This is a genomic window from Chryseotalea sp. WA131a (assembly GCA_025370075.1).
Classification (GTDB): domain Bacteria; phylum Bacteroidota; class Bacteroidia; order Cytophagales; family Cyclobacteriaceae; genus ELB16-189.
Genome location: CP073016.1, coordinates 4,552,557 through 4,577,444, shown reverse-complemented (window position 1 = coordinate 4,577,444; position 24,888 = coordinate 4,552,557). Strand labels below are relative to the sequence as shown.

Genomic DNA, 24,888 nt, shown 5'->3' with positions numbered 1-24,888 from the left:
ATTTGTTTTCAATTGACTTTAAAGATAATCAAGAAAAGACCAATTCTAAAGCTTGAAAAAGTGGTTTAGCAAGGGGTTTATAAAGTTTCATTTACCATTCCCACAATTTCCTCCGTATGCTCTCCTAAGTGTGGTGGCGGAAGCAAGCCAACATTTGGCGATTCAATATTCGATAAATGACCGACAAAGTTTTTTACTCCAGTCAAATCTCCAGAACGAATCAAAATTTCCGTTGCTGCATTGGTAGAAAATGCTTCTTTCATGTTTTGAATGAGTCCGGCCGGTATCTTTAGTCGATTAATTCTCTCGATTAACTCCTTTGCTTCCAACCCAGCAATGGCTTTAGCTAAAATTTTATTGAGCTCTGGCCTGTTCTCCACACGTTGTTGATTGGTTAAAAATTTTATTTCCAACGCCCAGTTTCCTAAATCCAATACGTGATCTTCAATCCCTAACATGTTAACTAAATCAGTAAACTGCCGATCGCTTCCCACCGCCAAAAGAATACGCTTGCCATCCTTCGTTAAAAAGGAATCACCATAAGGTGCGATATTCGGATGCGCAGAACCTTGACGGGTAGGCAGTTTTTTTGCTATCAACCAATTGGTGGCTTGGTTGGCCAACGAAGAAAGAGCTGCTTGTATCAGTGACACCTCCACTAAACTTCCTTCTCCAGTTTTTTCTCGTTTCAATAATGCTAACAACAATCCTTCCTTCAAATGATGCGCTGCCAAAATATCAATCAAGGCAACCGGCATCTTTACGGGTGTACCCTCCTTTTCTCCATTCAAATCCATAAAACCAGACTCTGCTTGAATCACAGCATCATACCCCACTCGGTTATCATCGCTTCCATAGCCAGTAATTTGCCCGTAAATTAGCTTCGGGTTAATCATTTTTAGTTGCGCATGGCTAACACCTAATTTCTCCGCATCACCCGGTTTATAGCTGGCAATCACTATATCAGTTTGCTTAGCTAATTTCTTCACCAGCTCCAAATCTTTTACAATACCCAAATCCAATGCCACCGACTTCTTGCCCCAATTGCAACAGCAGAAATAGGCCGAGCGGTCGCCCGTTTCTTCACCTGCACTTTTCCAGCTTCGGGTTATGTCTCCACCAGTTCGAGGATTTTCTACTTTTATTACCTCTGCGCCAAGCTCAGCAAAAAATTGCCCCACACTGGGGCCGGCCAGCACAGAAGCTAGCTCTAAAACTCGTAGTCCCGCGAACATTTCTTTACTTTGCATCGTTGTGTTGGCTTGGAAATTATTGTTCTATCAATCAAGTTATAAAAATGCGCTTTTTAATTGCTCTTTTAATCGTTTCTCTCCTGTTTTCTTGCTCTAAGCCAGTTGAATTAAAAACAGGCAATTGGCGAGGCATTATCCAACTACAAGGTCAAGATCTGCCTTTTACCTTTTCAGTTGAGAAAAAGGGAAATCAGTATCAAGCCTATCTGCGCAATGCAACTGAGCAATTGCTACTGGATGAAATTTCCATTGAAGGCGATTCCATAAAAATGAAACTGCATATTTTCGATGCTTCTCTTTCTGCAAAAATAGATGGTGATCAACTCAAAGGCATTTTTATAAAAAATTACAATACTGCTGGCAATCTGCCCTTCACTGCAACATGGGGAGAAGATTTTCGCTTTGCAAAAAAGAATGATAACCAATCGCCCGATTTTTCAGGAACGTATCAACTCGAATTCAACGATGAAAAAGAAACCTATCCCTCAGTAGGAATTTTCAAACAACAAGGCAATTACCTGACGGGAACATTCCTAACGCCCACTGGCGACTACCGTTACTTGGAAGGAAATGTAGTTGATGGCCAATTAAAGTTAAGTACGTTCGATGGAAACCATGCATTTATTTTCTCCGCCAAATTAGAGGGCGATTCCCTTAAAGGTGATTTCTACTCAGGTCACGCTTCGCACGAGACATTCAAAGGAATAAGAAATGAAAAGGCCACCTTGCCAAATGCAGAGTCGCTTACTTTTTTGAAAGAGGGCTTTGATAAAATCAACTTCAGCTTTCCAGATGTAGAGCACAATATGATTAGCCCATCAGACAAAAAATTCGCCAACAAAGTATTGATCCTTCAAATTTTCGGAACGTGGTGCCCCAATTGCATGGACGAAACAAAATTTTTAACGCAGTGGTACAACGAGAACAAAGACCGTGGAGTAGAAATATTGGGACTTGCTTACGAGCGAAAAGACGACTTTGATTACGCTAGTGAACGAGTAAGAAAGATGAAGGCCAAATTGAACGTGCCTTACGAATTTGTGATCGCAGGCACAAGCGACAAAGAAAAAGCAGCCGAAACATTGCCCATGCTAAATAAAGTGATTGCCTTCCCTACTACCATTTTTATTGGTAAAGATGGAAAAGTAAAACACATTCGCACGGGGTTTGAAGGCCCCGGCACGGGAATTTATTATGAACAGTTTAAAGAGCGGTTTAATCAGGTTATCAATGAACTTTTAGCGGAGAATCCTGCTTAGGTTAAAAACAAAAGCTTGCAGCCAGCAACTTGAAGTCAATTTTTAAAGGCATGAATAAAAGAGTTGTAGTAGGTCTATCCGGTGGAGTTGATTCAAGCGTAGCAGCTTATTTACTGAAGGAGCAAGGCTACGAAGTGATTGGCATGTTCATGAAAAACTGGCATGATGATTCTGTAACCATCAGCAACGAATGCCCTTGGCTGGATGATAGCAACGATGCGATGATTGTGGCGCAGCATTTGGGCATTCCGTTTCAGGCCATTGACTTAAGTGCCGAATACAAAACGCGTATTGTGGATTACATGTTTGCCGAATACAAAGCGGGGCGCACACCCAATCCTGATGTATTGTGCAATCGCGAAATTAAGTTTGATGTATTTTTAGAAGCAGCCATAAAACTGGGTGCCGATTTTGTAGCCACTGGCCATTACTGCCGAAAAGGGATTCTTGAAAAAGGCGGAAAAGAAATTTTTCAACTACTGGCAGGCAAAGACCCCAACAAAGACCAAAGCTATTTTTTATGTCAACTCACACAAGCCCAACTTGTGAAAGCATTATTCCCCATTGGTGAATTGCTAAAACCCGAAGTACGAGAAATTGCGAAGAAAGCAGGATTGGCCACAGCCGAGAAAAAAGATTCGCAAGGATTGTGCTTTATCGGCAAAGTACACTTGCCCGACTTTTTGCAACAACGACTGGAGCCCAAGAAAGGTAAAGTAATTGAAGTGCCTGCTGATAGGGCAACGTTTAGTAATGGCTGGGCGGATGATGATTTAGAAAATCTCACCAAGCCGTACGCGTTGCAACCCAGTATGGGCGAAGTGGTGGGCGAACACAACGGTGCGCATTTCTATACCATTGGCCAACGCAGGGGCTTAAACATTGGCGGTTACGAAAAACCGTTGTTTGTGATCGGCACTGATACCAATAAGAATGTAATCTATACCGGAAGCGGAGATGACCATCCTGGATTGTATCGAAAAGGTTTATTTATTCCAATAGCCGATGTGCATTGGGTGCGAACGGATTTGAAACTTGCCGTTGGAGAAAGTAAAAAATATGTAGCTCGCATTCGCTATCGCCAACCCTTAGAGAATTGCACTCTTCATCAAAAAGAAAATGGGTTATACATTATTTTTGAAAAAGCGCAACGGGGCGTTACACCTGGGCAGTTCGCGGCTTGGTATAAGGGCGATGAGTTGGTGGGATCGGGCGTGATTTCCTAATCAACAACAATTCTTACAGGATTATACCCAATATCATTTACACCAATTAAGCCAAACACTGTTTGACCTGGTGTAATTGTTTTGTTAATCAAATTATACTCATTTAACTCCCTCAGAAAATTCTGATTTGCAGTACCTGCTACGGCCATGTTACCAAAGGCAATGCCCGGTCCTAATATTAATCCGATTGGTAGTCTTGATGCAGAAGAAATTGTTCCATTACTATTGATTGTACTGCTTCCAGTGGTTAGTTGAGTTGGAGTCAACAGTAAATACAACAAATAAATGGGTACACCTTGCTTTAACTGATGATGAATAGTGCTTGGCTCAATTAAACGCAATTCACTGTTTCCTGAATAAAATTTTGCGTTTTGACCAATTACCAAAGTTTTATCGGAGTTGTTGATAATCTTCACAGAAACAACTTTTATGGCTTTACTAACCTCCCTCTTTGCATACTTTTTATTTCCCGTTTCTGCCAACACTCCGTGTTTATACGAGAACTTGATTCCATTTATATCTTCAGTATTTCCAAAATAAGAAGATGATGGCCTTAAGGATTTATAAGTTGATGCACAAGAGCTTAAAATAATAACAAGAGCACTAACTATTGAACAATTCTTCATAAAATTTACTTTTTCGAAAATATAAATAATTTTCAATCATGTCAAAAGTTTATGCTTCATTAAATATTCATTTCAAGGGTAGAAACACTATCAATATTTCCGTTGTCGGTTAAAGGAAAACAAAATCGCAGAAACTTTCATCTTTGAAAGTTTAAAATTTAGCTGTTAAAGTTGGGTGCTTTGGATAGATTGGTCTTGCCTTTTTGAAATACACTCAAATAAGCCATTATGTATATTTTTACTTATTACATCCATCCAACTTATGTTGTGGCGCTGAGTCCAAACAGCTACCGCGTTGCCACCATGACTATAAAGCTGCTGAAGGAGTGGGAGGAAGAAAAAGTAAACAAAAAAACTTCGGCCCGTTTAAGAAATCCATAAACACAAAAGAGATTGATTATCACAAATAATCCATGACACCAAGCGGGTGATGAATTTGATTGGATAGAATATTCCTATAAAATGAAAAAAGCATATGAAAGCGCAAAGATCCGCATATATCCGAAAGATGATTGTCAAAAAATCAACCTTCATTAAACCCTGAAATTCCTCCACTCACAATAAACTTCATCGCCACCGGGCCAGAAATATTGAGGGGCTTTACGCTGCTACTGGGAATCACAAAATGGTCGCCTGCCACCGCGTAAGATTGGGGGAAATAAACCACTACCATGTCTTTCAATCCCAATTCCGATAAATCTTCTTGCGTGATAAAACCAATCCGATGAAGGTTGTTCTCTTTATTAATGGTTACTAGCACAGGCTTGTCAAATTTCCGTTTGTCACCCACAAAAGCGGCAAGCAAATCTTTTACTGCAGAATAAATCAACTTCACCAAGGGTATGCGGTTCATACCTTGGTCGAACCAAGTGGAGAACGTTTTGAAAGCAAAGTTAGAGGTGAAATAACCGAACAGGGTAATCACCGAAAGGATAATGACAAACCCTACCCCTGGATAGGGCAAGTTCAGTCGGCTATCCAACCATTGAAAGGATACAAAAACAAAGTACACAGTGGCTACCAACGGAACAATGAATAATGTTCCATTAAAAAAGTAGCGAACGATCCTACCGAATATAGCTTTCATATTTAGGTTATTAAACTTTCCAAGGTCTTTGAGACCTCTGAAAGTTGGTAAACAAAAAAGGCTTCAAAAATTTGAAGCCTTTCGAATGTCTTCAAATCAACTATTACAACGAGAAGCCGAGGAAACTTAAAAAGCCCAACGACATCAAGCCTACTAAAATAAAGGTAATCCCCAAGCCTCTCAAAGGTGCAGGCACATTTGAATATTTCATCTTCTCGCGCACTCCTGCCAATGCTACAATCGCCAGCATCCAGCCAATTCCAGAGCCCAACCCAAACACGGTTGCTTCTGCCAAATTATACGGACGTCCAACCATGAACAACGCAGCACCTAACACCGAGCAGTTTACCGCAATCAATGGAAGGAAAATACCTAAGGTTCCATAAAGCGCGGGAGAGAATTTCTCCACGGCCATTTCAGTCAACTGGGTGATCGCTGCAATAACTGAAATAAAAACAATGAACTGCAAAAAGCCTAAATCGACATTTTTAAAATCATCACCTAACCAAGCCAACGAGCCAGGAACCAAAACCTTATTTTGAATAATCCAATTGATCGGCACCGTTATACCAATTACAAACACGACTGCTACGCCTAAACCCACGGCCGTTTTTACTTTTTTGGAAATGGCCAAGAAAGAACACATTCCCAAAAAGTAAGCGAAAATCATGTTGTCGATAAAAATCGAGCGAATACCAATGTTTACTAAATTTTCCATAATCGAAAATTAATGAGCCTCTCTGTGGCCGTTTAACGTACGTTGAATCCAAATAACAATGCCTACCAAAATACACGCGCCCGCTGGCAACAACAACAATCCATTGCCTGTATAGTGCAAGCCCATGCTTTCCCAAACCTTAAACCCAAACAAACTGCCTCCACCAAATAACTCACGCACAAAAGCTACCATCATTAGAATAATTCCATAGCCCAAACCATTTCCAATTCCATCTATAAATGACGGCCAAGGTTTGTTGCCCATCGCGAAAGCTTCCAATCGCCCCATGACAATACAGTTGGTAATGATCAATCCTACAAAGACTGAAAGCTGCTTCGATACATCATACACATACGCTTTCAAAATCTGATCAACTAAAATTACCCATAAGGAAACTACCGCCAACTGAACGATGATACGAATGCGTGAAGGAATTGAATTGCGCATCATTGAAATAACCACGTTGGAAGATGCGGTTACAATCATCAATCCAAGTGACATCACAAAGGCTGGCTTCATTTGCGTGGTTACCGCCAAAGCCGAACACACACCCAAAATCTGCACGGTGATAGGATTGTCAATGTCCAACGGATTGGTCAATAACTTTTTGTTTTTCTTGGAGAAAAGTGGCTCCGACTTTTTCTCTACAACTTCTACTTCTGCGGTTTCGGTACTCATAAGTTGTTAGTTAAGTGATGCGGTCTTTTTATTTTTCTTCAAATAGTTTTGGTAGCAGGCAAAATAGTCTTTCAACATATTGTTAACTCCTTTTCCTGTAAGGGTAGCACCCGACATTCCGTCTACTTTGTGCGGGTCAGAGGAGTAGTCAAAGCCTTCACCTTTTTGCATGACCACCGATAAAACATTCTCGCCATCAAATACCATCTTGCCTTTGTAGCGCGATTGAATATCTTCGGACGTGATGCGCGCACCCAAGCCAGGCGTTTCGCCTGCGTGCTCAAACTTTACGCCTTGCACAGTGTTCAGATCAGACTGCAAGGCCACAAAGCCCCAAATGTTGTTCCATAGTCCATATCCATACACCGGCATTACCGCATTGTCTATTTTAGACGTATCGGCTTGGTTGCGAAATTCGTAAACAGGCAACAAGCGTTCTTCGGGTTTCAATTTGTACTGCTCGGCTATTACCACCGTGCTTGCTTTCATGCCAGACTTTACGTTACCGTTAAAGTCAATCACTCTTTCCTTTACGCGCGAAGCATATAATTTCTCCACATCATCCCCGTCTTTTAGTTCCATTACGGTGGAGAGAATATTTTTCTTTCTTTCCAACTCGATGTTGGCATCTTGCAAAGGTTTTAAGCTTTGCGAGGCAATGGCCAATGCGCCACCACACACTACCGTGATAGCAGCAGCATATAATACGATGTATAAATTAGACTGTCGCACGTTTTAATCTTCTGTTTTTGTTTGCACTTACTACATAATAATCGATGAGCGGAGCGAACACGTTCATCAACAAAATCGCCAACATGATACCTTCCGGGTAAGCAGGGTTAAATACACGAATCATTACTGTAAACATACCAATTAAAGCACCATAAATCCACTTCCCTGTTTCTGTTTGTGAAGCCGTTACCGGATCTGTTGCCATGAAGACAGCACCGAATGCCAACCCGCCAATCACCAAGTGATAATGAGCGGGCATTTCCATAAAGGCATTGCCTCCTAAAATATTCAAGAACAAGCCCATTGCATAAGCACCACCAAACACGCTTACAATTACTTTCCAGCTTCCTGCTCCCGTAGCGATTAAGATAAAAGCACCAATCAAGCACATTAAAGTAGACGTCTCTCCAATGCAACCGGGCATGATGCCCATAAACATATTGGTGAACGAGAATACGCCTTCGTTCCAACCTGACCCAAATGAATTGAGTTGTGAAACTACATTGGTGCCAGTGGTCGCTGCATCAGCCGCGATTGATAACGGAGTTGCCCCTGAATATCCGGCCACCGCCTTGGCATCGCCCAAATAGGTCCACACGCTACCTGAAATATCGGTTGGGTACGCAAAGTATAGAAAAGCGCGAGCCGTTAACGCCACGTTCATCACGTTCATGCCCGTTCCGCCAAATGCTTCTTTGCCGATGATTACCGCAAAAGCAGTAGCAAGAGCTACTTGCCAAAGTGGAATGTCGGGGGGCATCACCAACGGTATCAACATACCCGTTACCAGAAATCCTTCGTTTACCGGATGTCTACGAATGGTTGCAAAAACAAACTCAATTCCAAGACCAACCCCATAGGATACCACCACAATCGGCAAAACTTGAATGGCACCCACCATAATTTTATCGCCCAACGATGCGCCCGCCTGGCCGATAGCCAAAAAGTGTTGGTGGCCAACATTCCAAATACCAAAAAGCAAGCATGGCACCATGGAGATGATAACGGTCATCATCAATCGCTTCAAATCGATGGCATCGCGAATTTGTGCACCCTTTGCTCCGTTGGTGGTAGCCGGGGCAAACAAAAATGTTTCCAATGCTTCGAAAGAATAATAATGCTTCTCCCACTTGCCTCCCTTCATAAAGTGAGGCTTGATTTTTTCAATCTGATGTTCTAAAAACTTCATGGAACTTAACCTGATTAACTATTTTGAACTAATTCTATTCCCTCGCGAATAATCTCCTGCACATTGTGCTTGGACACATCTACAAATTCGCATAATGCCAAATCTTCTTCTACCACTTCATAAATACCCAAGGCTTCCATCTCATCAATATCTTGCGCCAAAATGCTTTTCAACAAATGAGTTGGCAAAACATCCATAGGCGTAACTTGCTCAAAAATACCTGATTGAACAAATGCACGCGGTTCACCATGTGTATTGGTGTCTACCACCCGTTCCTTTGATGGTGATAGGAACGAAAACAACCCGATAGAGCGGTGGAAGCTAAGTTTTCTTTTTCCGGGTGTAATCCACCCAACAAATTCCGCATAGTCACCTTCTGGAAGTACGGTAATTTGTTGATCGAAAAATCCGAGGTGGCCATCTTTGCCAATGGCTGTTCCTGTCAGTGCATTGCCTGAAATCACACGGACATGGTCGTTTGTTAAATTTCCGTCAATGAATCGCTTAACGGAAGCACCCGTATAGGTTTTGTAATATTGCGGATTCTTTACCTCAGACCCTGTTAAAGCCACCAGCTTTGAAGCATCATAAATTCCTTGCAAAAACAATTTTCCGATTTGAATGACCCCCGCAGGGCTAATGGTCCACACAACATCACCTTTGTTGATGGGGTCGAGATGGTGAATTTGAACACCTACGCAACCAGCAGGGTGTGGCCCCGAAAATTTATTTACTTCCGCACCTTTTACTTGTGAAAAAACGGTGGCAATCTCGCTAGTCGCATGTGTGTTTACATGTACTGCCCCCGAAGTTAATTTTTTTAATACATCAATACCTACTTGAAAAAATTGGTCTTGACCATTAAACAAAATGCTGTAATCAGGTGCGAGCGGGTGCGTGTCAAAAGCGGAGATATGTATGGCTTTCGGGGCTGCGTTCGGATCTGCTACCACGCCAAAAGGGCGCTGAACCAAATTCGTCCACACGCCTGATGCCATCAATTGTGCTTTCAATTCACTGGCCGAAGCATTGTTGATATCAGATACCGAATACTTTTTAAAGCTCTCAAACTCTACCTTTTTATCAGCCAAAATTTTAATTTCCAATAGTTTGCGTTTCTCACCGCGCTTCACTTCCACAATTTCACCACTCACGGGGGCAGTAAACACGATTTGCTCGTGACGCTTATCGTGAAAAAGTGGTGTACCTGCTTTCACGGAATCGCCCACATTGACCATTACTTTAGGCATGTAAATGCCATAAAAGTCGGTGGGTTTAATAACAACGGTTTCGGATTGGTCTATGTCAACCACCTTGGTTGATGCCTTGCCAACCAAATTGATGGAAAAACCTTTTTTAAGACGGATGAATTTGCCCATGAGCGGCTAGAGATAAATTTTAGAATGGGCAAAATTAGCAATAAAAACCAACGGACAAAGCGGGAACAAAACAAAGAATTTGAGTGGAGATGGGCAAAGTGCAAACGGTATAAAAGCGATTGTTTAACTCTTCGTTTTAAGGGCTTTTGCTATCTTTGACAAAGTAAATCTAATCACTTCGTCTACCTGCTCCTCAATCGTGATATGGGTGGTATCAATGACGTAGGCATCGGCAGCCTTTACCAGTGGACTCTCTTTCCGGGTGCTATCGATCAAATCTCTCTTTTTCAAGTTCTCGATGATGGCATCAATCTCTACCAATTCGTCTTTTTCTAACAATTCACGCTGTCTTCGATAGGCCCGCACTTGAATATCAGCAGTTAAAAAAAGTTTCAGTTCAGCATCCGGAAAAACAACCGAGCCAATATCGCGCCCATCCATTACAATACCTTTGTCTTTACCCAACTTGCGTTGAATGGCCACCATCGCATCTCGAACTTCTTTGACAACACTAACTTGGCTCACATTTTCAGAGACACGCATTTTGCGAATCGCTTTCTCAACATTCACCCCATTCATAAAAAGTTCTGAAATACCTTTTGCATTGACCTGAAATGCCAAATGAATATCGAACAATGCTTTGCTCACTTCACGTGGATTGGTGGGCGTAACCAAATGGTCTAAAAAATAAAGAGTAACCGCGCGGTACATGGCACCGGAGTCGATGTAGCGATACCCTAACTCTTTCGCTACCTCTTTGGCAGTGGTGCTTTTACCGCAAGCAGAATACCCATCAATGGCGATTATTATTTTTTTCATACCGTTAACAATCTTTTTGCGGGCAGGGCAAGGGTTTGTTGGGGTTCGGTTTTTTGTATTTGGGCTGGTACGAACTGTTTCGAGAAGAGGAACATGAAAATAAAATGAACAATGAAAAAGCAAAAATTGAAAGAGCGCGTAATCTTCGGAGAGTCATCAGGATGTAAATTTAAAGTAATTCTTCTTTTTTCCTTCAATGGTTTCTGCACCAATCGATTGTGAAATAGTTTTCATAAGGTAAGTCTACTCGCAATTGATGCTCATCAAAATTACTCTGAAACCTATTAAATAACAATCTTTCTATAGTTTCAATTTAGATTCAAACTTGGTGATTCCTGATAGATTGTTTAGCTTAGACAATTGAATAAAAAAACATGGAAACAAATACTGAGAATCAAGAAGGGAATGCCGAAAAATTCTTCAAGGATTTTGGCAAAAAGCTAGATCAATTTTTGGTAGAAGCCAAAGAAGCGGGCACACGTGTGGAGACCGACCTCAAACAGAAATTTGATGAGCTAAAAGTGGCCGGTGAAAAATTGAAATCAGAAGCCGAAAACAAAGAGCGGTGGAAAGAAGTGGAAGAAAGCCTAAAAAAGGCTGGTGAAGAATTGAATAAAGCTGTCAAGGCAGTTTTTTCAAAGAGCAAATCGTAATCAATAGAAGCTTAGAAAAAAGATAAGCGCCTGCCGAGGACCAGTCGGACAGGCGCATTATCACCCTTAAACTAAAATTGTAAAAACTTAATCCCCTCCGTCTTTTTGAGGGTCTTTTGCAAAGTTCACTGTATAGCTACCGATTCGACTACCATGGGCGAGACCGACTTCAATATCGGCACGGTAATGAATGGCACCATACAACCTCGAAAGGGAAGCCTCCTTTGCTTGGTCATTAAAAAATTGGGCATCGTTAGGAAACAAATACGAAAGCACTGCGGCAGCTGAAGCCGAGAAAGTGGAATGCCCTGATGTGTAAGCTGGAAAATTAGGCAACCCGGTTTTTACTTTTATGCTTGGGTCCAATTGTGACGGCCGCGGGTTGAAATAAAAATACTTTGTTTCCCAACATCCAACGGCTGCATCGTGCAAGGCCATGTTTAGTAAGGCAAATGCGCGTGCCATGCGTACCTCACTCCATCGTGCATTTGAAATGTATTCTGCTGCAATATCATTCCAATGCCCGGGCGGTGCATACGTTCCGGCCCCGTCTGCCCATTTGTAAACAATCGCCAACTCTTCTCGCGTAGCATTTTCTGAATACTTTTTCACTTCTTGAAGTTGTGTTTTCATTTCTTCGGATGAAGTAGAGGGCGGTGGTCCTGGTCGCTCACTCACGATTTGCCCAGCCGACATATTCCACGCTACTACTTTACCAAAATTTGGCAACATCGGAGGGCGCACGGGCAAATCCTGGCTTATCCAAGGTATCTCTCCTTTGGCCACTGCCCCATCCGCCAACGCTTGCCATTGCGTTGCATTACCGATGGCCGCTCCAATTCCATCCGTTCTAAATCTGCCCCTTGTAGCAATGTTAACTGACAAGGTAGTGGTGGATGCACCTGATGCCCCAGGAATGGTGAATACGCCAGTGCTGTTGGCTGTGAAAATTGTTGCCACTGCCTTGCCCAACGCAAGCCCTGCAGAAATATCACTATCTGTTGCCTTGCCCGACCAAAGTGCAGCATTACGTTGGTCGGCTGCTAGCAACGTAATTTCTTCCACTGCCGTGGGAAACAAAACCTTTAACATTTCAGCAGTTACACCTGAAAGTACGGCATCCTCTGATGGGTAAGCGGGTAAATCAGACGTTGGCCCGAGTGCCTTTACACCGCTGTCAACAGTATAAGGAGCGGGGCGATTGTATAGATACTTGTAATACCACGCTGCCTTCAACGCATCGTATTGCGCCACCGAAACATAGCTGTAGGCACGGGCTGCATAAGGTGGATTGGCAAATGGAAACTGCGGATCGGCAAATGGATTTTCAGCATCTGGAAAAATATAACTACCATCGCCACGTGGTGCTGGCGGTAAGTTATATTGGGCTACTAACTTTCTTACGACTTGGTTCCACCGAAGAACACCGCCCACGCTCCAATAGTTGATTGTATTTCTTTGTGCGTCTGTTAATTTGCTTTGCGCTTTTTTGATTACATCCATCTCAGCAACGTAACTCGCACTATTGGTGGCGGCTGGTGCCGGCAGAGGCAATTGGGTAGCATAGTTGGTAAGAATAATGGGTTTCCAACCTCCAGCAGTCTCATCTTGATTGGCCGGTTGAAGTGGATTTAATTTTTCGCCAGAGTTAATGTCTTTGCAACTAAAAGGCAAAGTAACTAACGCAACAAGGACGATTGTATATTTCAGTTTCATCTCGAATATCTTTTATTTTTTAGAAAAGTGAATGGTGTACAGCAATCCGCCCATCACAGAAAATGTTTGCCCCACATTGCGGCCATCCATTGTGTAAGTAGAAGCAAATCGTACCGCAAGGTTTTTTGGTTTTGGCAGATAATACATCACTAAAACCCCGATGGTAGAAAAGTTCATTCGGTTGCTTACAAACGGTACATCCTGTCTGCGGATGTCGCCACCGCCCAACGTATCTTGCTGATAAAAATTAATTTCTGTTTGCAATCCATTTTTAATAAAACCGAAATTCACATTGTAGTTGAATTGGTCGAACATACGCACCTCGTTGGTGTAGTATTGAACGCCATCGGTAAAATAGGCGTTGCGGTCTAACGTTACATTTGTGCGATATACATACGCAGGTGAAAAATTAGCATACCAACCTTGCTTCGTGGCAAAGTTAAAAATGGCTCTTCCTGAAAGCGTGGTGCTGTGTAGTCCGATGGACATGGGCAAGTTATCAGGGGTGTAATTGGTAAGTGGCGTTGAGAAAACGCCTACACCAAAAACAGACAAAGTGTTGGTACCCACTTCTTTTTTTGCTACTTGATATTTACCGCCAATGGTCAGGTCTTGAATGCCTTGCATGCCTGACATCGTTCCTTGACTTGCCTTGGTGGCAACATACGGTAGCATCGCAATTACATTTAGTTTATCATTTACCCCATAATTACCCAACCAAGTAATGTTAGTTGTACTCAATGTGCCTACGTTTTGGTTGTCGCGCTTGAGCGTGCCTTCCCAATAGTTGTTCCACTGACTATGAGTAACCAAGATGCCTGTACAGAAATCTTTCTTGGGCATCATTAAGCCATCGTCCAGTGTTTGTGCATACGCTAAGTGCGCAGCACAAAAAAATAGTACTAGTAAAAATCGATTCATCGGTTCAATGTGAAAATTTGAAAATGAGTTAATTTTGAAATATTTGAATTGCTCCAATAGGTTTTATCAAACCTAAAGCAAGCAAAAGAATATAATCAGATTACTACCTGATTAGGGAAAGGCGCATTCGTAAAACCAACCGCCTGAAAACTAAGAAAGATGTTCGGGAGGCTGATTAATGAAAGCCTGAAAATGGTAAGAGTAAAACGAACTGAAAGCCTCATGGCCGTGAATGGCTACATCGAAGCCGGACTGATCTGTTTTAAGGATAGTGGTAGTAGAGAAAAAATCTTTGCTAATGGGTTGTATGCTTTTGCTGTTTTGTTTGGCATTAAACGGTTTATCCGAAAAGGTTTTTACATAATCTGCCAGCGCTTGGTTGATTTTTTTAGAAGCATTGTCTTTAACACAAACAATGTACAAGGTATCATGTGTAAGTTTTTGCTTCACCAATCGAAACACCTCACCCTGATGTTCAAATTCTCCGTCTACTGAGGAGTATTCGGTCGCATCTACGGCATAGGGAATGGCCAACGGAATCTTGAATATTAATTGAGCACCCGTTGCATCCCGGTCTACTGATTGTCGCCATTTTTCAGTTACCGAAGATCGCAATCCAACCAAAACACCGTAGTAACCTACCACGTTGAGGAGGAAAAGGGCAAGCAAAAACAGGGTCAATACTTTTTTCACTAGTTCAAATGTAAACAATATCACCAAAAGTGAAAATTTTATGATTTCTCTTTTATATAATGAACTACAACGAGGCCTAAAAATAAGAACTAACTTTTGCCAGCGTTACTAGGTATGCTAATCATCTAGGCTACATTGTTCATCGCATGTCTTATGTACCAACACCTTTCATCACCGCATTGTAGGCCAAACTGCGCAGTACACAGTATGCTTGCGATGAGAGTGATTCTATTGCTTTTGCTCCTATTACCAAAGATTGGTTTTTCGCAAGAGAAGCCAAAGCACCCCACGCCTATTTTGGTCTCTCATCTGTCGGAAGAAAACCGAATTTTGCTGAACCGAAAGGGCGCACCGAAACACTCAGTGTTCTCAAAAGTAATTTGTTTCAAAAAGAAATGCCGCGCTTTTATAGGGTGGCGCACCTACCAGCAAAACCGAAGGTTCAAAGGTTGGAAAGACAACCGCACCCGCGAACAAAAAAGAAGAAAGCCCTGGCAAACCAAACCGCTCGATACACTTTTCAAGCCTGCACCCATCGCCAAAGTAAATACTGATTTCAAAAAACCAGAAAGCGCGGCAAGCGTTGACGCATCACCCAAAAAGGAAGAAGTATTTATTTTGGATGATGTTCTTTTTGATTTCAATAGCTATCGACTAAACGAGCAACACACAGCCGGGCTTGATTCGCTGATCGAGATTTTAAATCAAAACAAAAAAATCATCATCCGCATCAGCGGGCATACCGATAAAAGTGGAAACGAACGATATAATCTTACGCTATCGCGCGATCGTGCCGAAGCCGTGGCTATTTATCTGATCGATCATGCCATTGAGGAAGACCGCATTAGTTTTGAAGGCCATGGCAGCACGCGGCCGTTGACAACCAACGACACTGAAGAAGGTCGCAAAAAAAATAGGCGCGTAGAAATCGTGATGATCCGATAAGGCGGTTTGTAAATTTTTGCAAGCCTTCACCTTTATTTAGCTATCTTTGCACATCAGTCCTCATAATTCCCCTAAATAATGCTTTTTAGCATTGCGCCTGCCTGTCAGGCAGGATAATCAAAGAGGCGTTAAACAAATAATTCGTCTCTCTCATCTCAAACCATTAACATGTCATTTGAAAAATTAAATCTTATTGAGCCTATCCTTCGGGCGCTAAAAACAGAAGGCTACACCACCCCTACACCCATTCAAGAAAAGGCTATTCCGATAGTATTGGAGCGCAAAGATTTGCTCGGCTGCGCACAAACCGGCACAGGCAAAACAGCAGCCTTTGCTATACCCATTTTGCAATTGCTGCATCAAGATGAATTGTATAAAGCTAGTGTAGGCATTAGCTCGTTGATCCTCACCCCTACGCGCGAGTTGGCCATACAAATTGGCGAAAGTTTTTCAGCTTACGGACGTCATTTGAAATTAAAGCACACCGTCATCTTTGGTGGTGTATCGCAAAAATCACAAACCGATGCTTTGCGGGCGGGCGTGAATATTCTGATAGCAACGCCTGGGCGATTGCTTGATTTAATGAACCAGCGTTACGTGAAGTTAGACCACATCAAGATTTTTGTGCTGGACGAAGCCGATCGAATGTTGGATATGGGCTTCATTCATGATGTAAAAAAAGTTATTGCCAAACTGCCCGTGAAGAGGCAAACCCTTTTCTTCTCGGCCACCATGCCAAAAGAGATTTCTTCACTGGCCAATTCAATTTTAACAAACCCAGCGCGTGTGGAGGTTACTCCTGTTTCATCTACCGCCAACACCATACAGCAATCGCTTTATTTTGTGGACAAGAAAAACAAGAAAAACTTGTTGGTTGATTTATTGAAAGACAAATCCATCGAAACGGCTTTGGTGTTTACCCGCACCAAGCACGGAGCCGACCGCGTGGCGATGGACTTAAACAAAGTTGGGATTTTTACAGAGGCCATTCACGGTAACAAGTCGCAAAACGCACGGCAGCGAGCGCTGAGCAATTTTAAATTGCAAAAGACCCGTGTATTAGTAGCTACTGATATTGCAGCCCGTGGCATTGATATTGATAACTTATCGACTGTTATCAACTACGAAATCCCCAACATTCCCGAAACGTACGTCCACCGAATTGGGCGCACAGGCCGTGCGGGCGCTAGCGGCAACTCCATTTCGTTTTGCGACTTTGAAGAAAAAGAGTTTTTGAAGGACATTCAAAAATTGATCGGTAAACCCATTCCCGTTGTAGAGAATCACAAATACCCGATGACCGTGATGCACGTTGAATCAAAAGAGAAATCCAACGCACCGCATCAAAGGCGGTCGGGAGGAAACAAATCTTCCGCTAATCAATCTTCAAGTAAATCTACCAGATCAGGAAATAGTTGGGGGAGGCAGAAGAGGTATACGTAGTGGTAGACGGATCGATGATATTTACCCGTAACCAAGATTGGAGACAAGTTAAGGTGGGACGTGCTTCAAAATTTCTGATTGTATTGACCCCAACAGGAAATCAAGCTGGATAAGACATTCACAATACTGGGCCTGTTTGGGCAACAGCTAAGCCTACTTCTTTAGTGAGGATCGCCATGTTGGTAAGTTGATTGAAGTAGCGTAAGCCATGGGTCTTTATCCATTTCTCGACTTGGGATTGGGCTTGAGACAACATCATAAAGTTACCTCTTCTTTTTAACTAGTCTTCCTAATTCAATTAACGAGATTAATAAAAAAATTAAACCGAAGATTGTATAGTAAAGTGATTCAAACGAAAACAATGCAACAGCAATTAAGCCTCCTATCAATATCCCAGCCCAAACAAACTTCTTATCAATGATGCTAACCTTACCTAAGTCAATCAAACCACTGTAAAATTAATAGAAACAATAGAGCAACAGTAGAAAAAAAGAAAGCGAGTTACCTAAGTTTGTTGCGGAGTCGTCTTCATTCAACTTACTAATAAATCTGAAAAACAACTTCCAATTAATTACAAAAAGATAAATCGCGCCAAAAATTTTGAATAATCCAAAGAGATATTTAACCCTTAATAAATTGCGAATTAGAATCATTCTACTTTGCTTATCTCCTCAAACTCAATATCCATTACATCATACTTCTGCCAGCCCACAAAATCAAAATGCCACCACTCGGCCGTGTACACTTTAAATCCATTTTTCTCCATAATTGAAATCAGTGTCTCCCGATTTTTGGCAATCGTTGGGTCGCTTACAGGTGCATCGGCCCAGCTTTCTTTGGCGGCTGTGTCCCATGGAGTGGGCATTTTCAATTCTTGTTTTGACTTTAAATCCACCAAGGTGATATCCAATGCGCATCCTCTATTGTGCTTCGAGCCTTTGTAGGGACTGGCAACATACATGGTGTCGCCTTTCATCACTTCATAAAATTTTACTGTGGCCGAATAAGGTCGATAGCCATCGTACACCTTGATGCCGTAGCCAAGTTTATTGAATTCTTCTTGTGCTTTTTTCAACGCCCCTGCCACGGGTTTGCGCGCGTATGCTTTTGGTAGATCATAAATTTTCTCTTTGGTGAAATTATTAGTGGTGGCATAGCGAACGTCCAACACAACATTCGGTATGAATTTCTCTAAGTCAATCAACTCATTTTCTGGATTTGCTTTCAAACTATTTTTGTAAGCATCTATTTTTATTGGGTTCAATCCATAATTAATTTTCATCCCCAACTTTTCCACAGCAAAATTTTCCGCAGCTCTTTCGACTGAAAAAATGTCTTTCGATCGGATATACGAACCAATTACATGCGTCCCCGCTTCCGGTATGGCTATCGCTTCTTTCAACGAATCAGGTGTGCCGAGTTGCTCATTCATTTTTAAAATGGCACTAACCTTCACAGTTGAGTCTTGTTCAGCTTCGTTTTTATAATAGTAGAGTGACAAAGAAGGTGATTTTATTTTTTTGAACGTATGCTCCGTCATTTTATCCTCCAGCATTTCTTGCATCTGACCTACCGCCTCTAATCGATATCGATCATTCCAATATTGATTTTGCAATTTCATATCCACCCCTGGTATCGGTTTCGATAAATTGTAATTACCACCCACAACTTGCCGCGCCAATTGCAATCCCCAAGGATTATTCGATAGCCAAGCAAGCGGATGAAATATTTGAATATTGGGGGACATGTTTATCAACGCATAAACATCTTGTGGATACTCGGCAGCCAATATCAAAGCCATGGTTCCTCCTGTAGACGTACTCATCACAATTACTTTCTCTCCAAGAGCTTTCCCGATGGCCAATGCTTCTTTACTGCTTTGCCACCACCGGTCGGGAGTGAAATACAAAAGTTGCTCTGTGGTGTCAACCCCATGGTCGGCAAGGCGAGCCAGATACAAATTGCAGTTAAACTTCTTCGCAAAATTGATATGCACCGGGTCTCCCTCTTCTTGGCTGGCCGAAAATCCGTGCAAGTAAACTACGCTGTACTCCGTTTTCTTTTTAGAACTGTCCGCCCACACAATACGTGCCTTATTATCGCGTTTTATCTCGTGTTTACTTTCTTGTGTCGCTACATAGTTCTCAAGAGCAATTGGATCTTGTGGAACCATTGGTACAGCTAAATCCCACTTAGGTTTGGATGGAGCAGGGCCAAGAAAATAAATACCTGCCAACAAAATAACAGGGATAGTGAAGTAAAGCACCTTTTTGTTCATAGAAATTTGTTTGGATAAAGATAGGGGTTTTAAAATTTAGGATTAACACCATTTGCAACCAATTGAAATTAATCTTTGGTCTATCTTTTGCTACTACCATTAAAAAAAACAGTATGAAAAAAATCTCATTGATCGGCTGTCTGATTATACTCGCCTTGCCAGGAGCATATGGTCAAATCAAAAAAGGGAACATGCAATTTGGCGGGACGCTCGGATACAGTCGTTATAGCCAAGACCAATCATCAATAGGTCAAACTTTCAATAACTCGAATACATTCTGGTCATTTCTACCAAGTATTGGGTATTTTGTCACTGAAACGTCTTCCCTTGGAATTGGGATTGGCTACGATCGTTTCGATCAAATCTCAAAATCCAGAAATTCAAGCCCAATTCTGATTGGTCAACCAGCAACACTATACTCGTACGACAATACAAACGCTAGAGGCCAATTCATCGTAAAACCATATTATAGAATACACAAAATTATTTCGCAGAGCTTTGTATTTTTCGCGGAGTTCAATGGCTTTTACGGATTTGGCAGCAGAGAACAAACAAACAACTCAACGATTACGGAAGTTGCTTCGAATGGTTCAATAACATCTCAAACTTTTTCTAACACAAAACTTAACGAAAAGCAAAATACTTGGGGTGTAGGATTGAATCCTGGAATTATCTTTTTTCCACACGAAAAATGGGGCATTGATCTTAGCATTGGTTTACTTGGATATTCAGAAGTACTCGGAGAGCAATCTAATTCAAGCTCAAACTTAACGCTACAGCCCAGCTTTAACAATCTGTCTTTGGGCCTTAAATATTACATTACCAAATAGCACTAGCATATTTTCTTAGCAACAAAAAAAGCCCCGCGTAGACGGGGCTTTTTCATACTAAAAAATCCAACAGACCAGAACGCTGCAAAAAATTACCAACAGCTATTCCAAAAGTCTGGTCTTAAGAAGGCACTCCGGCACCGGCAAAAAATATTTACCACCAACAACCACTACGAATGGAGTAAAAACCAGTCGTGCCGGATATGCCATGACCTCACCCCTAATCCCTCTCCAAAAGGAGAGGGGGACGGAGCTATTTCTTTACTCGAGGCATGTTTAAAACCATTTGACGTTTTCAAATGGCAAATCGAAAACTAATCTCCTCACCAACTCCTCCCCTCTCTTCCGGAGAGGGGACGGGAGTGAGGTCAATCCACATTGTCATGCAAAAATTTATTGTTGCCCAACAAGTTGTTATCGTCATTTAAATTATAGCGCGAAATAAATGGTTCAGAAGAATGAGGCACGTTATCCATCTTCACACCTCTGCGCAAGTACGCAGGCAGTGTCCACTTGTCGTTGAACTCTTCCTTCGTCATCTCTTGCTTGCGATTGGATTTCAATCTTTCTCTCCGCTCCCTTGCTTGCTGTTCTAAGCGCTCGCGAGTTTTGCGCACTTCCATCAAACCCTCTTCATTGATTACTTGGTCGGCCGAAATTTCTTTCCCTACTTTAAAGTCATCGTCATCGGCAAACAAACTTTCTTCACCATCGTCTTCTTCTTTTACGTTTTCTGTTTTATCAAACAAATCAAAAACATACGAGCGCTCTGTTATAGGCTCAATGGGCTTTTCTCGTTCTTTTTCAAGAACGGGCAAACCTGGTTTAATTGGCGGAGGAGTGCTTTCTTTCGGCATCTCCACCGGCTTCACTTCTTGCGTAGTATTGTCTGATTTTACTTTCAATTCTAAATCGGCCGTGCGCTGGTTCACCGAATTATCAACCGAGCCAAACAATGAAATCTGTGAGCGGTCTAACTCATGCACTTTCTTTTCTTCTTTTTTTGCAGCCTTTCTTTCATTGGCAAAACCAGTGGCAATCACCGTCACACGAATGCGGTCGCCTAAGGCAGCATCCACGCCATGACCGAAAATCACTTCGGCATCATCGCCTGCTTGCCCTTGAATGTATTCCGTAATGGTAGTCAACTCGTCCATCTGCAACTCCGCTTCTTCACCTGAAATAATCGAAAGCAGAATTTTCTTCGAGCCCATGATGTCGTGGTTATCCAACAAAGGCGAAGCCAATGCTTGTTGTGCAGCTTTCATCGCGCGTGTATCGCCACGTGTTTCTGCAGTGCCCATCACGGCTGCACCCGCACCCAACATTACCGTGCGCACATCTTGAAAGTCAACGTTCACATACCCGGCCAAGGTGATAATCTCGGCAATGCCTTTGGCCGCAGTGGTCAACACATTATCCGCTTCACCAAATGCTTGGCCGATGGAAAGATTTCCATAAATCTCGCGCAACTTGTCATTCAATATCACCAGCACCGTATCGCAGCTCGCACGAAACGCTTCAATGCCCAACTCTGCTTGCGCCAATTTTTTCTTGCCTTCAAACGAAAAGGGTACTGTCACAATCCCCACCGTGAGGATGTCCATATCTTTCGCAATCTTGGCAATCACTGGTGCCGCGCCTGTGCCCGTGCCACCTCCCATACCGGCCGTTACAAAAACCATTTTGGTTCCGGCCAGTAGCTCGCGAATTTGTTCTTTGCTTTCAATCGCTGCTGCTCGTCCCACTTCGGGGTTCGCACCGCATCCCAAACCTTCGGTGAGTGTTACGCCCAACTGAAGTTTATACGGCACGGGGCTGCCGTTCAGCGCTTGTAAATCTGTGTTCGCCACCACAAACTCAACATCTTTAATGCCTTGTTTGTACATGTGGTTCACCGCGTTGCTACCTCCACCGCCAACGCCAATCACTTTGATAATGGACTTGTGGTGTTTGGGGAGGTCAAATTTATATCCTGTTACTGGTTCAAACATGACTATGGTGTTTTAGTGGTTGTTCTCTTTTAATAATTGTTATTGTTCATTATCGTTGGCCACAGGCTGCAAGCTGTTCAGCTTTTCAAAACAGTTTGAAGCTGGTATATTGCTTGAGGCTCTTTTCATTTTCAAATTTTCAAATCGTCTCATTTTCAAATCAGTACTCATTTTTGTCCCCCAAATCATCAATCAACAATCCCTTCGTCTTGTTCAAAATGTTTGAGAAGAAATCAGAAGCTGGATTTACTTTCTTCACTTTCACCGTTTTCTGATTGCTTTTGCTTTCTGCCTTCGCTTCTTTATAGCGGTCTTCGCGCTCATCCAACGAACGGAATCCTGACAACACCAAGCCAACAGACGTTGCATACATCGGGCTTTTCACCACTTCCAATTTACTCTTGCCCAAGTGTTCATTCGGGTAGCCAATGCGCGCATCCATGCCCGTCATGTATTCTACCAATTGTTTTAACGAATTCAACTGAGAGCCACCTCCTGTAATCACAATGCCACCCGCCAATCTGTTCTCATATCCAGAACTGATGATTTCAGCGTGTGCCATCTCAATCACTTCTTCCATTCTTGCTTGAATGATGCTCGCCAAGTTCTTCACCGAAATCTCTTTGGCCGTTCTATTTCTGATTCCGGGAATTGAAACGATTTCATTTGGGCTTGCCTCTTCAGCAATTGCCTTACCGAACCGTGTTTTCAACTGCTCGGCTTGTTTCGCCATCACCATCAACCCATGTTGAATATCAGTGGTCAAAATATTTCCACCGAAAGGAATTACAGCCGTGTGGCGAATGATGCTATCATGAAAAATTGCAATGTCAGTTGTTCCTCCACCAATGTCTATTAAGCAAACACCTGCTTCTTTTTCATCTTCGCTCAACACCGCAATGCTCGATGCCAGTGGTTCCAAAATCAAATCTTGAATTTCCAACCCTGCTCTGCGAACACATTTGTTAATGTTGTTGATGGCGCTGGTCTGTGCCGTAATAATATGGAAATCCGCTTCCAACTTCACACCGCTCATGCCCACGGGGTCTTTGATTCCTTCTTCGTAATCCACGGTATAGTCTTGTGGCATCACGTGAATGATTTCACTGCCGGGTGGAATGACGATGCGATACATGTCTTCGGTCAACCGGTTCACATCTTCAATGCTCACCTCGTCATCATTTGAGGAGCGCGTAATGCTGCCGTGATGAATAGAGCTACGAATATGCTGGCCCGCAATACCCACATTGACAACACCAATGTCGATGCCGCTCATTTCGCTGGCTTCTTTCACCGCCTTCTCAATGGCGAAAACGGTTTTGTCGATATTGGTGACAATCCCTTTTATAACGCCTTCTGATTCGGCTTTGCCCATGCCTAGCACTTCCAATTTTCCGAACTCATTTTGACGACCCACGATGGCACAAATTTTTGTGGTACCAATGTCAAGGCCTACTACTATTTTATCGTTTTCCATTTTCTTTATTGTTAGTTTATCTATTGATTTATTTCTTTAACTTCTAATTCTGTTCTTTCTATTATGGCTACAAGCCGCATGCCTCAAGCCATAAGCTGTTCAGTGTCCTCATTTAGTTCGTGCCTCGATTTTATTTTCAAATTTTCAAATCGACTCATTTTCAAATTACTCTGCAATTACTTGCCCTTCGTATTCTAAATTCACCCGCTCGTATTTCGTCCAGCCGCGTATGGGCAAAATTTCTTTATAAAAAATCATCAATTTCTTAAACTTCGTTTCAATGTTCTCGGCTCGGCCAAACTCTACCCGTTGACCTGTTACTTGGGGAAAAATGTTAATCTTACCATCACGCTCAATGTCCAACTGCGCAACTTGTGCACTCCAAAATCTATCTGCGTTTACGTATTCAATCATTTCCATCAATTGCTTTCCCTCTTCGGTCTTGTTCAAATCTTCACTTTCCAACAATGGCTTCACATAACCACTTATCAATACCACGCGTGAAGTATATTTTTCCGACACGGGCATGATTACACCATCCTTCGCGATGTAGGCATCAGGTGCATCTTTTTGCACTATGCGGGCAATCGGTCTGCGCAACTCAACGTTCACAATCAAATTTCCCTTCAGGTCGCCAAACAATTCAGCATCCAAAATATGTTTGTCGTATTTCAACTTCTTTTCAATCTGCTTTAGATTGATGCGGTCGATGCCAATACCTTTAATCGTCTCGCCACTTCCTTCTACCAATTGCAATACATCGGCTTCATCCAAAAAGTGATTTTCGTTCAGGTTATTAATCTCTACCGAAATATTCTTGCATACAGACCCTCCCTGCTTACGTTCTGCAAACGCAATCAAAAAGGAAAGACCCACTAGCACCATGCCTATCTTTATCTCTTTTCGTATGTTGAATTTTGACCCCATTCCTTACTTTACTTATTTTCGGGTTTAACTTCTTCTTTAGTGCAA

24 protein-coding genes are annotated in these 24,888 nt (G+C 42.3%); 7 read left to right on the top strand and 17 right to left on the bottom strand.

Annotated features, from left to right (window positions below; genetic code table 11):
- Positions 1-77: 77 nt before the first annotated feature.
- Complete coding sequence (locus KA713_21110) at positions 78-1,250, bottom strand: CoA transferase (protein UXE66898.1); 1,173 nt, start codon at positions 1,248-1,250, stop codon at positions 78-80.
- A gap of 47 nt (positions 1,251-1,297) precedes the next feature.
- Between KA713_21110 and KA713_21105 the strand changes: the two genes are divergently transcribed.
- Complete coding sequence (locus KA713_21105) at positions 1,298-2,512, top strand: TlpA family protein disulfide reductase (GenBank protein ID UXE66897.1); 1,215 nt, start codon at positions 1,298-1,300, stop codon at positions 2,510-2,512.
- Positions 2,513-2,562: 50 nt separating this feature from the next.
- A complete protein-coding gene (mnmA, locus tag KA713_21100) occupies positions 2,563-3,738 on the top strand; it encodes a tRNA 2-thiouridine(34) synthase MnmA (protein UXE66896.1) in 1,176 nt (391 codons plus the stop codon).
- Here mnmA and KA713_21095 read toward each other — a convergent pair.
- Positions 3,735-4,400 (bottom strand): hypothetical protein, encoded by a 666-nt coding sequence (locus tag KA713_21095; protein UXE66895.1) that lies wholly within the window; start codon positions 4,398-4,400, stop codon positions 3,735-3,737. The two genes, mnmA and KA713_21095, sit on opposite strands and share 4 nt — an antisense overlap.
- Positions 4,401-4,592: 192 nt before the next feature.
- On the opposite strand from KA713_21095, the gene KA713_21090 reads away from it, so the two are divergent.
- Positions 4,593-4,745: a hypothetical protein gene (locus KA713_21090; protein UXE66894.1), complete on the top strand. Its 153-nt coding sequence runs from the start codon at positions 4,593-4,595 to the stop codon at positions 4,743-4,745.
- A 142-nt stretch (positions 4,746-4,887) separates the two neighbouring features.
- Here the strand turns inward: KA713_21090 and KA713_21085 are convergent, their stop codons facing one another.
- The 7 genes from KA713_21085 to KA713_21055 all read right to left on the bottom strand — a co-directional run bounded on the left by KA713_21085 (position 4,888) and on the right by KA713_21055 (position 10,966).
- Positions 4,888-5,451, bottom strand: a complete 564-nt coding sequence (locus tag KA713_21085; GenBank protein UXE66893.1) for a DUF502 domain-containing protein — start codon at positions 5,449-5,451, stop codon at positions 4,888-4,890.
- 103 nt (positions 5,452-5,554) lie between these two features.
- Complete coding sequence (gene nqrE / locus KA713_21080) at positions 5,555-6,169, bottom strand: NADH:ubiquinone reductase (Na(+)-transporting) subunit E (GenBank protein ID UXE66892.1); 615 nt, start codon at positions 6,167-6,169, stop codon at positions 5,555-5,557.
- 9 nt (positions 6,170-6,178) lie between these two features.
- Positions 6,179-6,847, bottom strand: coding sequence for an NADH:ubiquinone reductase (Na(+)-transporting) subunit D (locus KA713_21075; GenBank protein ID UXE66891.1), 669 nt, complete (start codon positions 6,845-6,847; stop codon positions 6,179-6,181).
- 6 nt (positions 6,848-6,853) lie between these two features.
- Positions 6,854-7,579: an NADH:ubiquinone reductase (Na(+)-transporting) subunit C gene (nqrC, locus tag KA713_21070; GenBank protein UXE66890.1), complete on the bottom strand. Its 726-nt coding sequence runs from the start codon at positions 7,577-7,579 to the stop codon at positions 6,854-6,856.
- Positions 7,566-8,768: an NADH:ubiquinone reductase (Na(+)-transporting) subunit B gene (locus KA713_21065; protein ID UXE66889.1), complete on the bottom strand. Its 1,203-nt coding sequence runs from the start codon at positions 8,766-8,768 to the stop codon at positions 7,566-7,568. The genes nqrC and KA713_21065 overlap by 14 nt, the downstream gene beginning before the upstream one ends.
- Positions 8,769-8,782: 14 nt before the next feature.
- Positions 8,783-10,147, bottom strand: a complete 1,365-nt coding sequence (locus KA713_21060; GenBank protein ID UXE66888.1) for a Na(+)-translocating NADH-quinone reductase subunit A — start codon at positions 10,145-10,147, stop codon at positions 8,783-8,785.
- Between the two features lie 123 nt (positions 10,148-10,270).
- Positions 10,271-10,966 carry a (d)CMP kinase gene (locus KA713_21055; GenBank protein UXE66887.1) on the bottom strand — a complete coding sequence of 232 codons (696 nt, stop codon included), beginning with the start codon at positions 10,964-10,966 and terminating at the stop codon, positions 10,271-10,273.
- Between the two features lie 374 nt (positions 10,967-11,340).
- Between KA713_21055 and KA713_21050 the strand changes: the two genes are divergently transcribed.
- On the top strand, positions 11,341-11,619 hold the full coding sequence (locus KA713_21050) for a hypothetical protein (protein UXE66886.1): 279 nt from the start codon (positions 11,341-11,343) through the stop codon (positions 11,617-11,619).
- A gap of 87 nt (positions 11,620-11,706) precedes the next feature.
- On the opposite strand, the gene KA713_21045 is transcribed toward KA713_21050, so the two are convergent.
- The 3 genes from KA713_21045 to KA713_21035 all read right to left on the bottom strand — a co-directional run bounded on the left by KA713_21045 (position 11,707) and on the right by KA713_21035 (position 14,949).
- Positions 11,707-13,335, bottom strand: a complete 1,629-nt coding sequence (locus tag KA713_21045; protein ID UXE66885.1) for a phosphatase PAP2 family protein — start codon at positions 13,333-13,335, stop codon at positions 11,707-11,709.
- Between the two features lie 12 nt (positions 13,336-13,347).
- On the bottom strand, positions 13,348-14,256 hold the full coding sequence (locus tag KA713_21040) for a hypothetical protein (protein ID UXE66884.1): 909 nt from the start codon (positions 14,254-14,256) through the stop codon (positions 13,348-13,350).
- Positions 14,257-14,406: 150 nt separating this feature from the next.
- Positions 14,407-14,949 (bottom strand): hypothetical protein, encoded by a 543-nt coding sequence (locus tag KA713_21035; protein UXE66883.1) that lies wholly within the window; start codon positions 14,947-14,949, stop codon positions 14,407-14,409.
- 216 nt (positions 14,950-15,165) lie between these two features.
- Between KA713_21035 and KA713_21030 the strand changes: the two genes are divergently transcribed.
- Together KA713_21030 and KA713_21025 are read left to right on the top strand one after the other, a co-directional pair.
- Positions 15,166-15,894, top strand: coding sequence for an OmpA family protein (locus tag KA713_21030; protein UXE66882.1), 729 nt, complete (start codon positions 15,166-15,168; stop codon positions 15,892-15,894).
- Between the two features lie 168 nt (positions 15,895-16,062).
- Positions 16,063-17,337, top strand: a complete 1,275-nt coding sequence (locus tag KA713_21025) for a DEAD/DEAH box helicase (protein UXE66881.1) — start codon at positions 16,063-16,065, stop codon at positions 17,335-17,337.
- A 118-nt stretch (positions 17,338-17,455) separates the two neighbouring features.
- Here the strand turns inward: KA713_21025 and KA713_21020 are convergent, their stop codons facing one another.
- A complete protein-coding gene (locus KA713_21020; GenBank protein ID UXE66880.1) occupies positions 17,456-17,596 on the bottom strand; it encodes a hypothetical protein in 141 nt (46 codons plus the stop codon).
- Between the two features lie 390 nt (positions 17,597-17,986).
- Positions 17,987-19,615: a D-alanyl-D-alanine carboxypeptidase family protein gene (locus KA713_21015; GenBank protein ID UXE66879.1), complete on the bottom strand. Its 1,629-nt coding sequence runs from the start codon at positions 19,613-19,615 to the stop codon at positions 17,987-17,989.
- Positions 19,616-19,728: 113 nt separating this feature from the next.
- Here KA713_21015 and KA713_21010 point away from each other — a divergent pair, with 113 nt between their 5' ends.
- Complete coding sequence (locus KA713_21010; GenBank protein ID UXE66878.1) at positions 19,729-20,445, top strand: outer membrane beta-barrel protein; 717 nt, start codon at positions 19,729-19,731, stop codon at positions 20,443-20,445.
- Positions 20,446-20,813: 368 nt separating this feature from the next.
- Here the strand turns inward: KA713_21010 and ftsZ are convergent, their stop codons facing one another.
- From ftsZ to KA713_20995, 3 genes are all read right to left on the bottom strand, one after another.
- The gene (ftsZ, locus tag KA713_21005) at positions 20,814-22,439 is read right to left on the bottom strand and encodes a cell division protein FtsZ (GenBank protein UXE66877.1); all 1,626 of its coding nucleotides are present in this window, start codon (positions 22,437-22,439) and stop codon (positions 20,814-20,816) included.
- Between the two features lie 160 nt (positions 22,440-22,599).
- Positions 22,600-23,916, bottom strand: a complete 1,317-nt coding sequence (gene ftsA / locus KA713_21000) for a cell division protein FtsA (protein ID UXE66876.1) — start codon at positions 23,914-23,916, stop codon at positions 22,600-22,602.
- 165 nt (positions 23,917-24,081) lie between these two features.
- Entirely contained in the window at positions 24,082-24,843 is a 762-nt protein-coding gene (locus KA713_20995; GenBank protein UXE66875.1) for a cell division protein FtsQ, read from the bottom strand.
- Between the last annotated feature and the right edge of the window lie 45 nt (positions 24,844-24,888).

Excerpts from the sequence above, each read along its gene's own strand:
- KA713_21110 (UXE66898.1), bottom strand. The coding sequence starts at position 1,250 with ATGCAAAGTAAAGAAATGTTCGCGGGACTACGAGTTTTAGAGCTAGCT.
- KA713_21105 (UXE66897.1), top strand. The coding sequence starts at position 1,298 with ATGCGCTTTTTAATTGCTCTTTTAATCGTTTCTCTCCTGTTTTCTTGC.
- mnmA (UXE66896.1), top strand. The coding sequence starts at position 2,563 with ATGAATAAAAGAGTTGTAGTAGGTCTATCCGGTGGAGTTGATTCAAGC.
- KA713_21090 (UXE66894.1), top strand. The coding sequence starts at position 4,593 with ATGTATATTTTTACTTATTACATCCATCCAACTTATGTTGTGGCGCTG.
- KA713_21085 (UXE66893.1), bottom strand. The coding sequence starts at position 5,451 with ATGAAAGCTATATTCGGTAGGATCGTTCGCTACTTTTTTAATGGAACA.
- nqrE (UXE66892.1), bottom strand. The coding sequence starts at position 6,169 with ATGGAAAATTTAGTAAACATTGGTATTCGCTCGATTTTTATCGACAAC.
- KA713_21075 (UXE66891.1), bottom strand. The coding sequence starts at position 6,847 with ATGAGTACCGAAACCGCAGAAGTAGAAGTTGTAGAGAAAAAGTCGGAG.
- KA713_21065 (UXE66889.1), bottom strand. The coding sequence starts at position 8,768 with ATGAAGTTTTTAGAACATCAGATTGAAAAAATCAAGCCTCACTTTATG.
- KA713_21060 (UXE66888.1), bottom strand. The coding sequence starts at position 10,147 with ATGGGCAAATTCATCCGTCTTAAAAAAGGTTTTTCCATCAATTTGGTT.
- KA713_21055 (UXE66887.1), bottom strand. The coding sequence starts at position 10,966 with ATGAAAAAAATAATAATCGCCATTGATGGGTATTCTGCTTGCGGTAAA.
- KA713_21050 (UXE66886.1), top strand. The coding sequence starts at position 11,341 with ATGGAAACAAATACTGAGAATCAAGAAGGGAATGCCGAAAAATTCTTC.
- KA713_21045 (UXE66885.1), bottom strand. The coding sequence starts at position 13,335 with ATGAAACTGAAATATACAATCGTCCTTGTTGCGTTAGTTACTTTGCCT.
- KA713_21040 (UXE66884.1), bottom strand. The coding sequence starts at position 14,256 with ATGAATCGATTTTTACTAGTACTATTTTTTTGTGCTGCGCACTTAGCG.
- KA713_21030 (UXE66882.1), top strand. The coding sequence starts at position 15,166 with ATGAGAGTGATTCTATTGCTTTTGCTCCTATTACCAAAGATTGGTTTT.
- KA713_21025 (UXE66881.1), top strand. The coding sequence starts at position 16,063 with ATGTCATTTGAAAAATTAAATCTTATTGAGCCTATCCTTCGGGCGCTA.
- KA713_21020 (UXE66880.1), bottom strand. The coding sequence starts at position 17,596 with ATGATGTTGTCTCAAGCCCAATCCCAAGTCGAGAAATGGATAAAGACC.
- KA713_21015 (UXE66879.1), bottom strand. The coding sequence starts at position 19,615 with ATGAACAAAAAGGTGCTTTACTTCACTATCCCTGTTATTTTGTTGGCA.
- KA713_21010 (UXE66878.1), top strand. The coding sequence starts at position 19,729 with ATGAAAAAAATCTCATTGATCGGCTGTCTGATTATACTCGCCTTGCCA.
- ftsZ (UXE66877.1), bottom strand. The coding sequence starts at position 22,439 with ATGTTTGAACCAGTAACAGGATATAAATTTGACCTCCCCAAACACCAC.
- ftsA (UXE66876.1), bottom strand. The coding sequence starts at position 23,916 with ATGGAAAACGATAAAATAGTAGTAGGCCTTGACATTGGTACCACAAAA.
- KA713_20995 (UXE66875.1), bottom strand. The coding sequence starts at position 24,843 with ATGGGGTCAAAATTCAACATACGAAAAGAGATAAAGATAGGCATGGTG.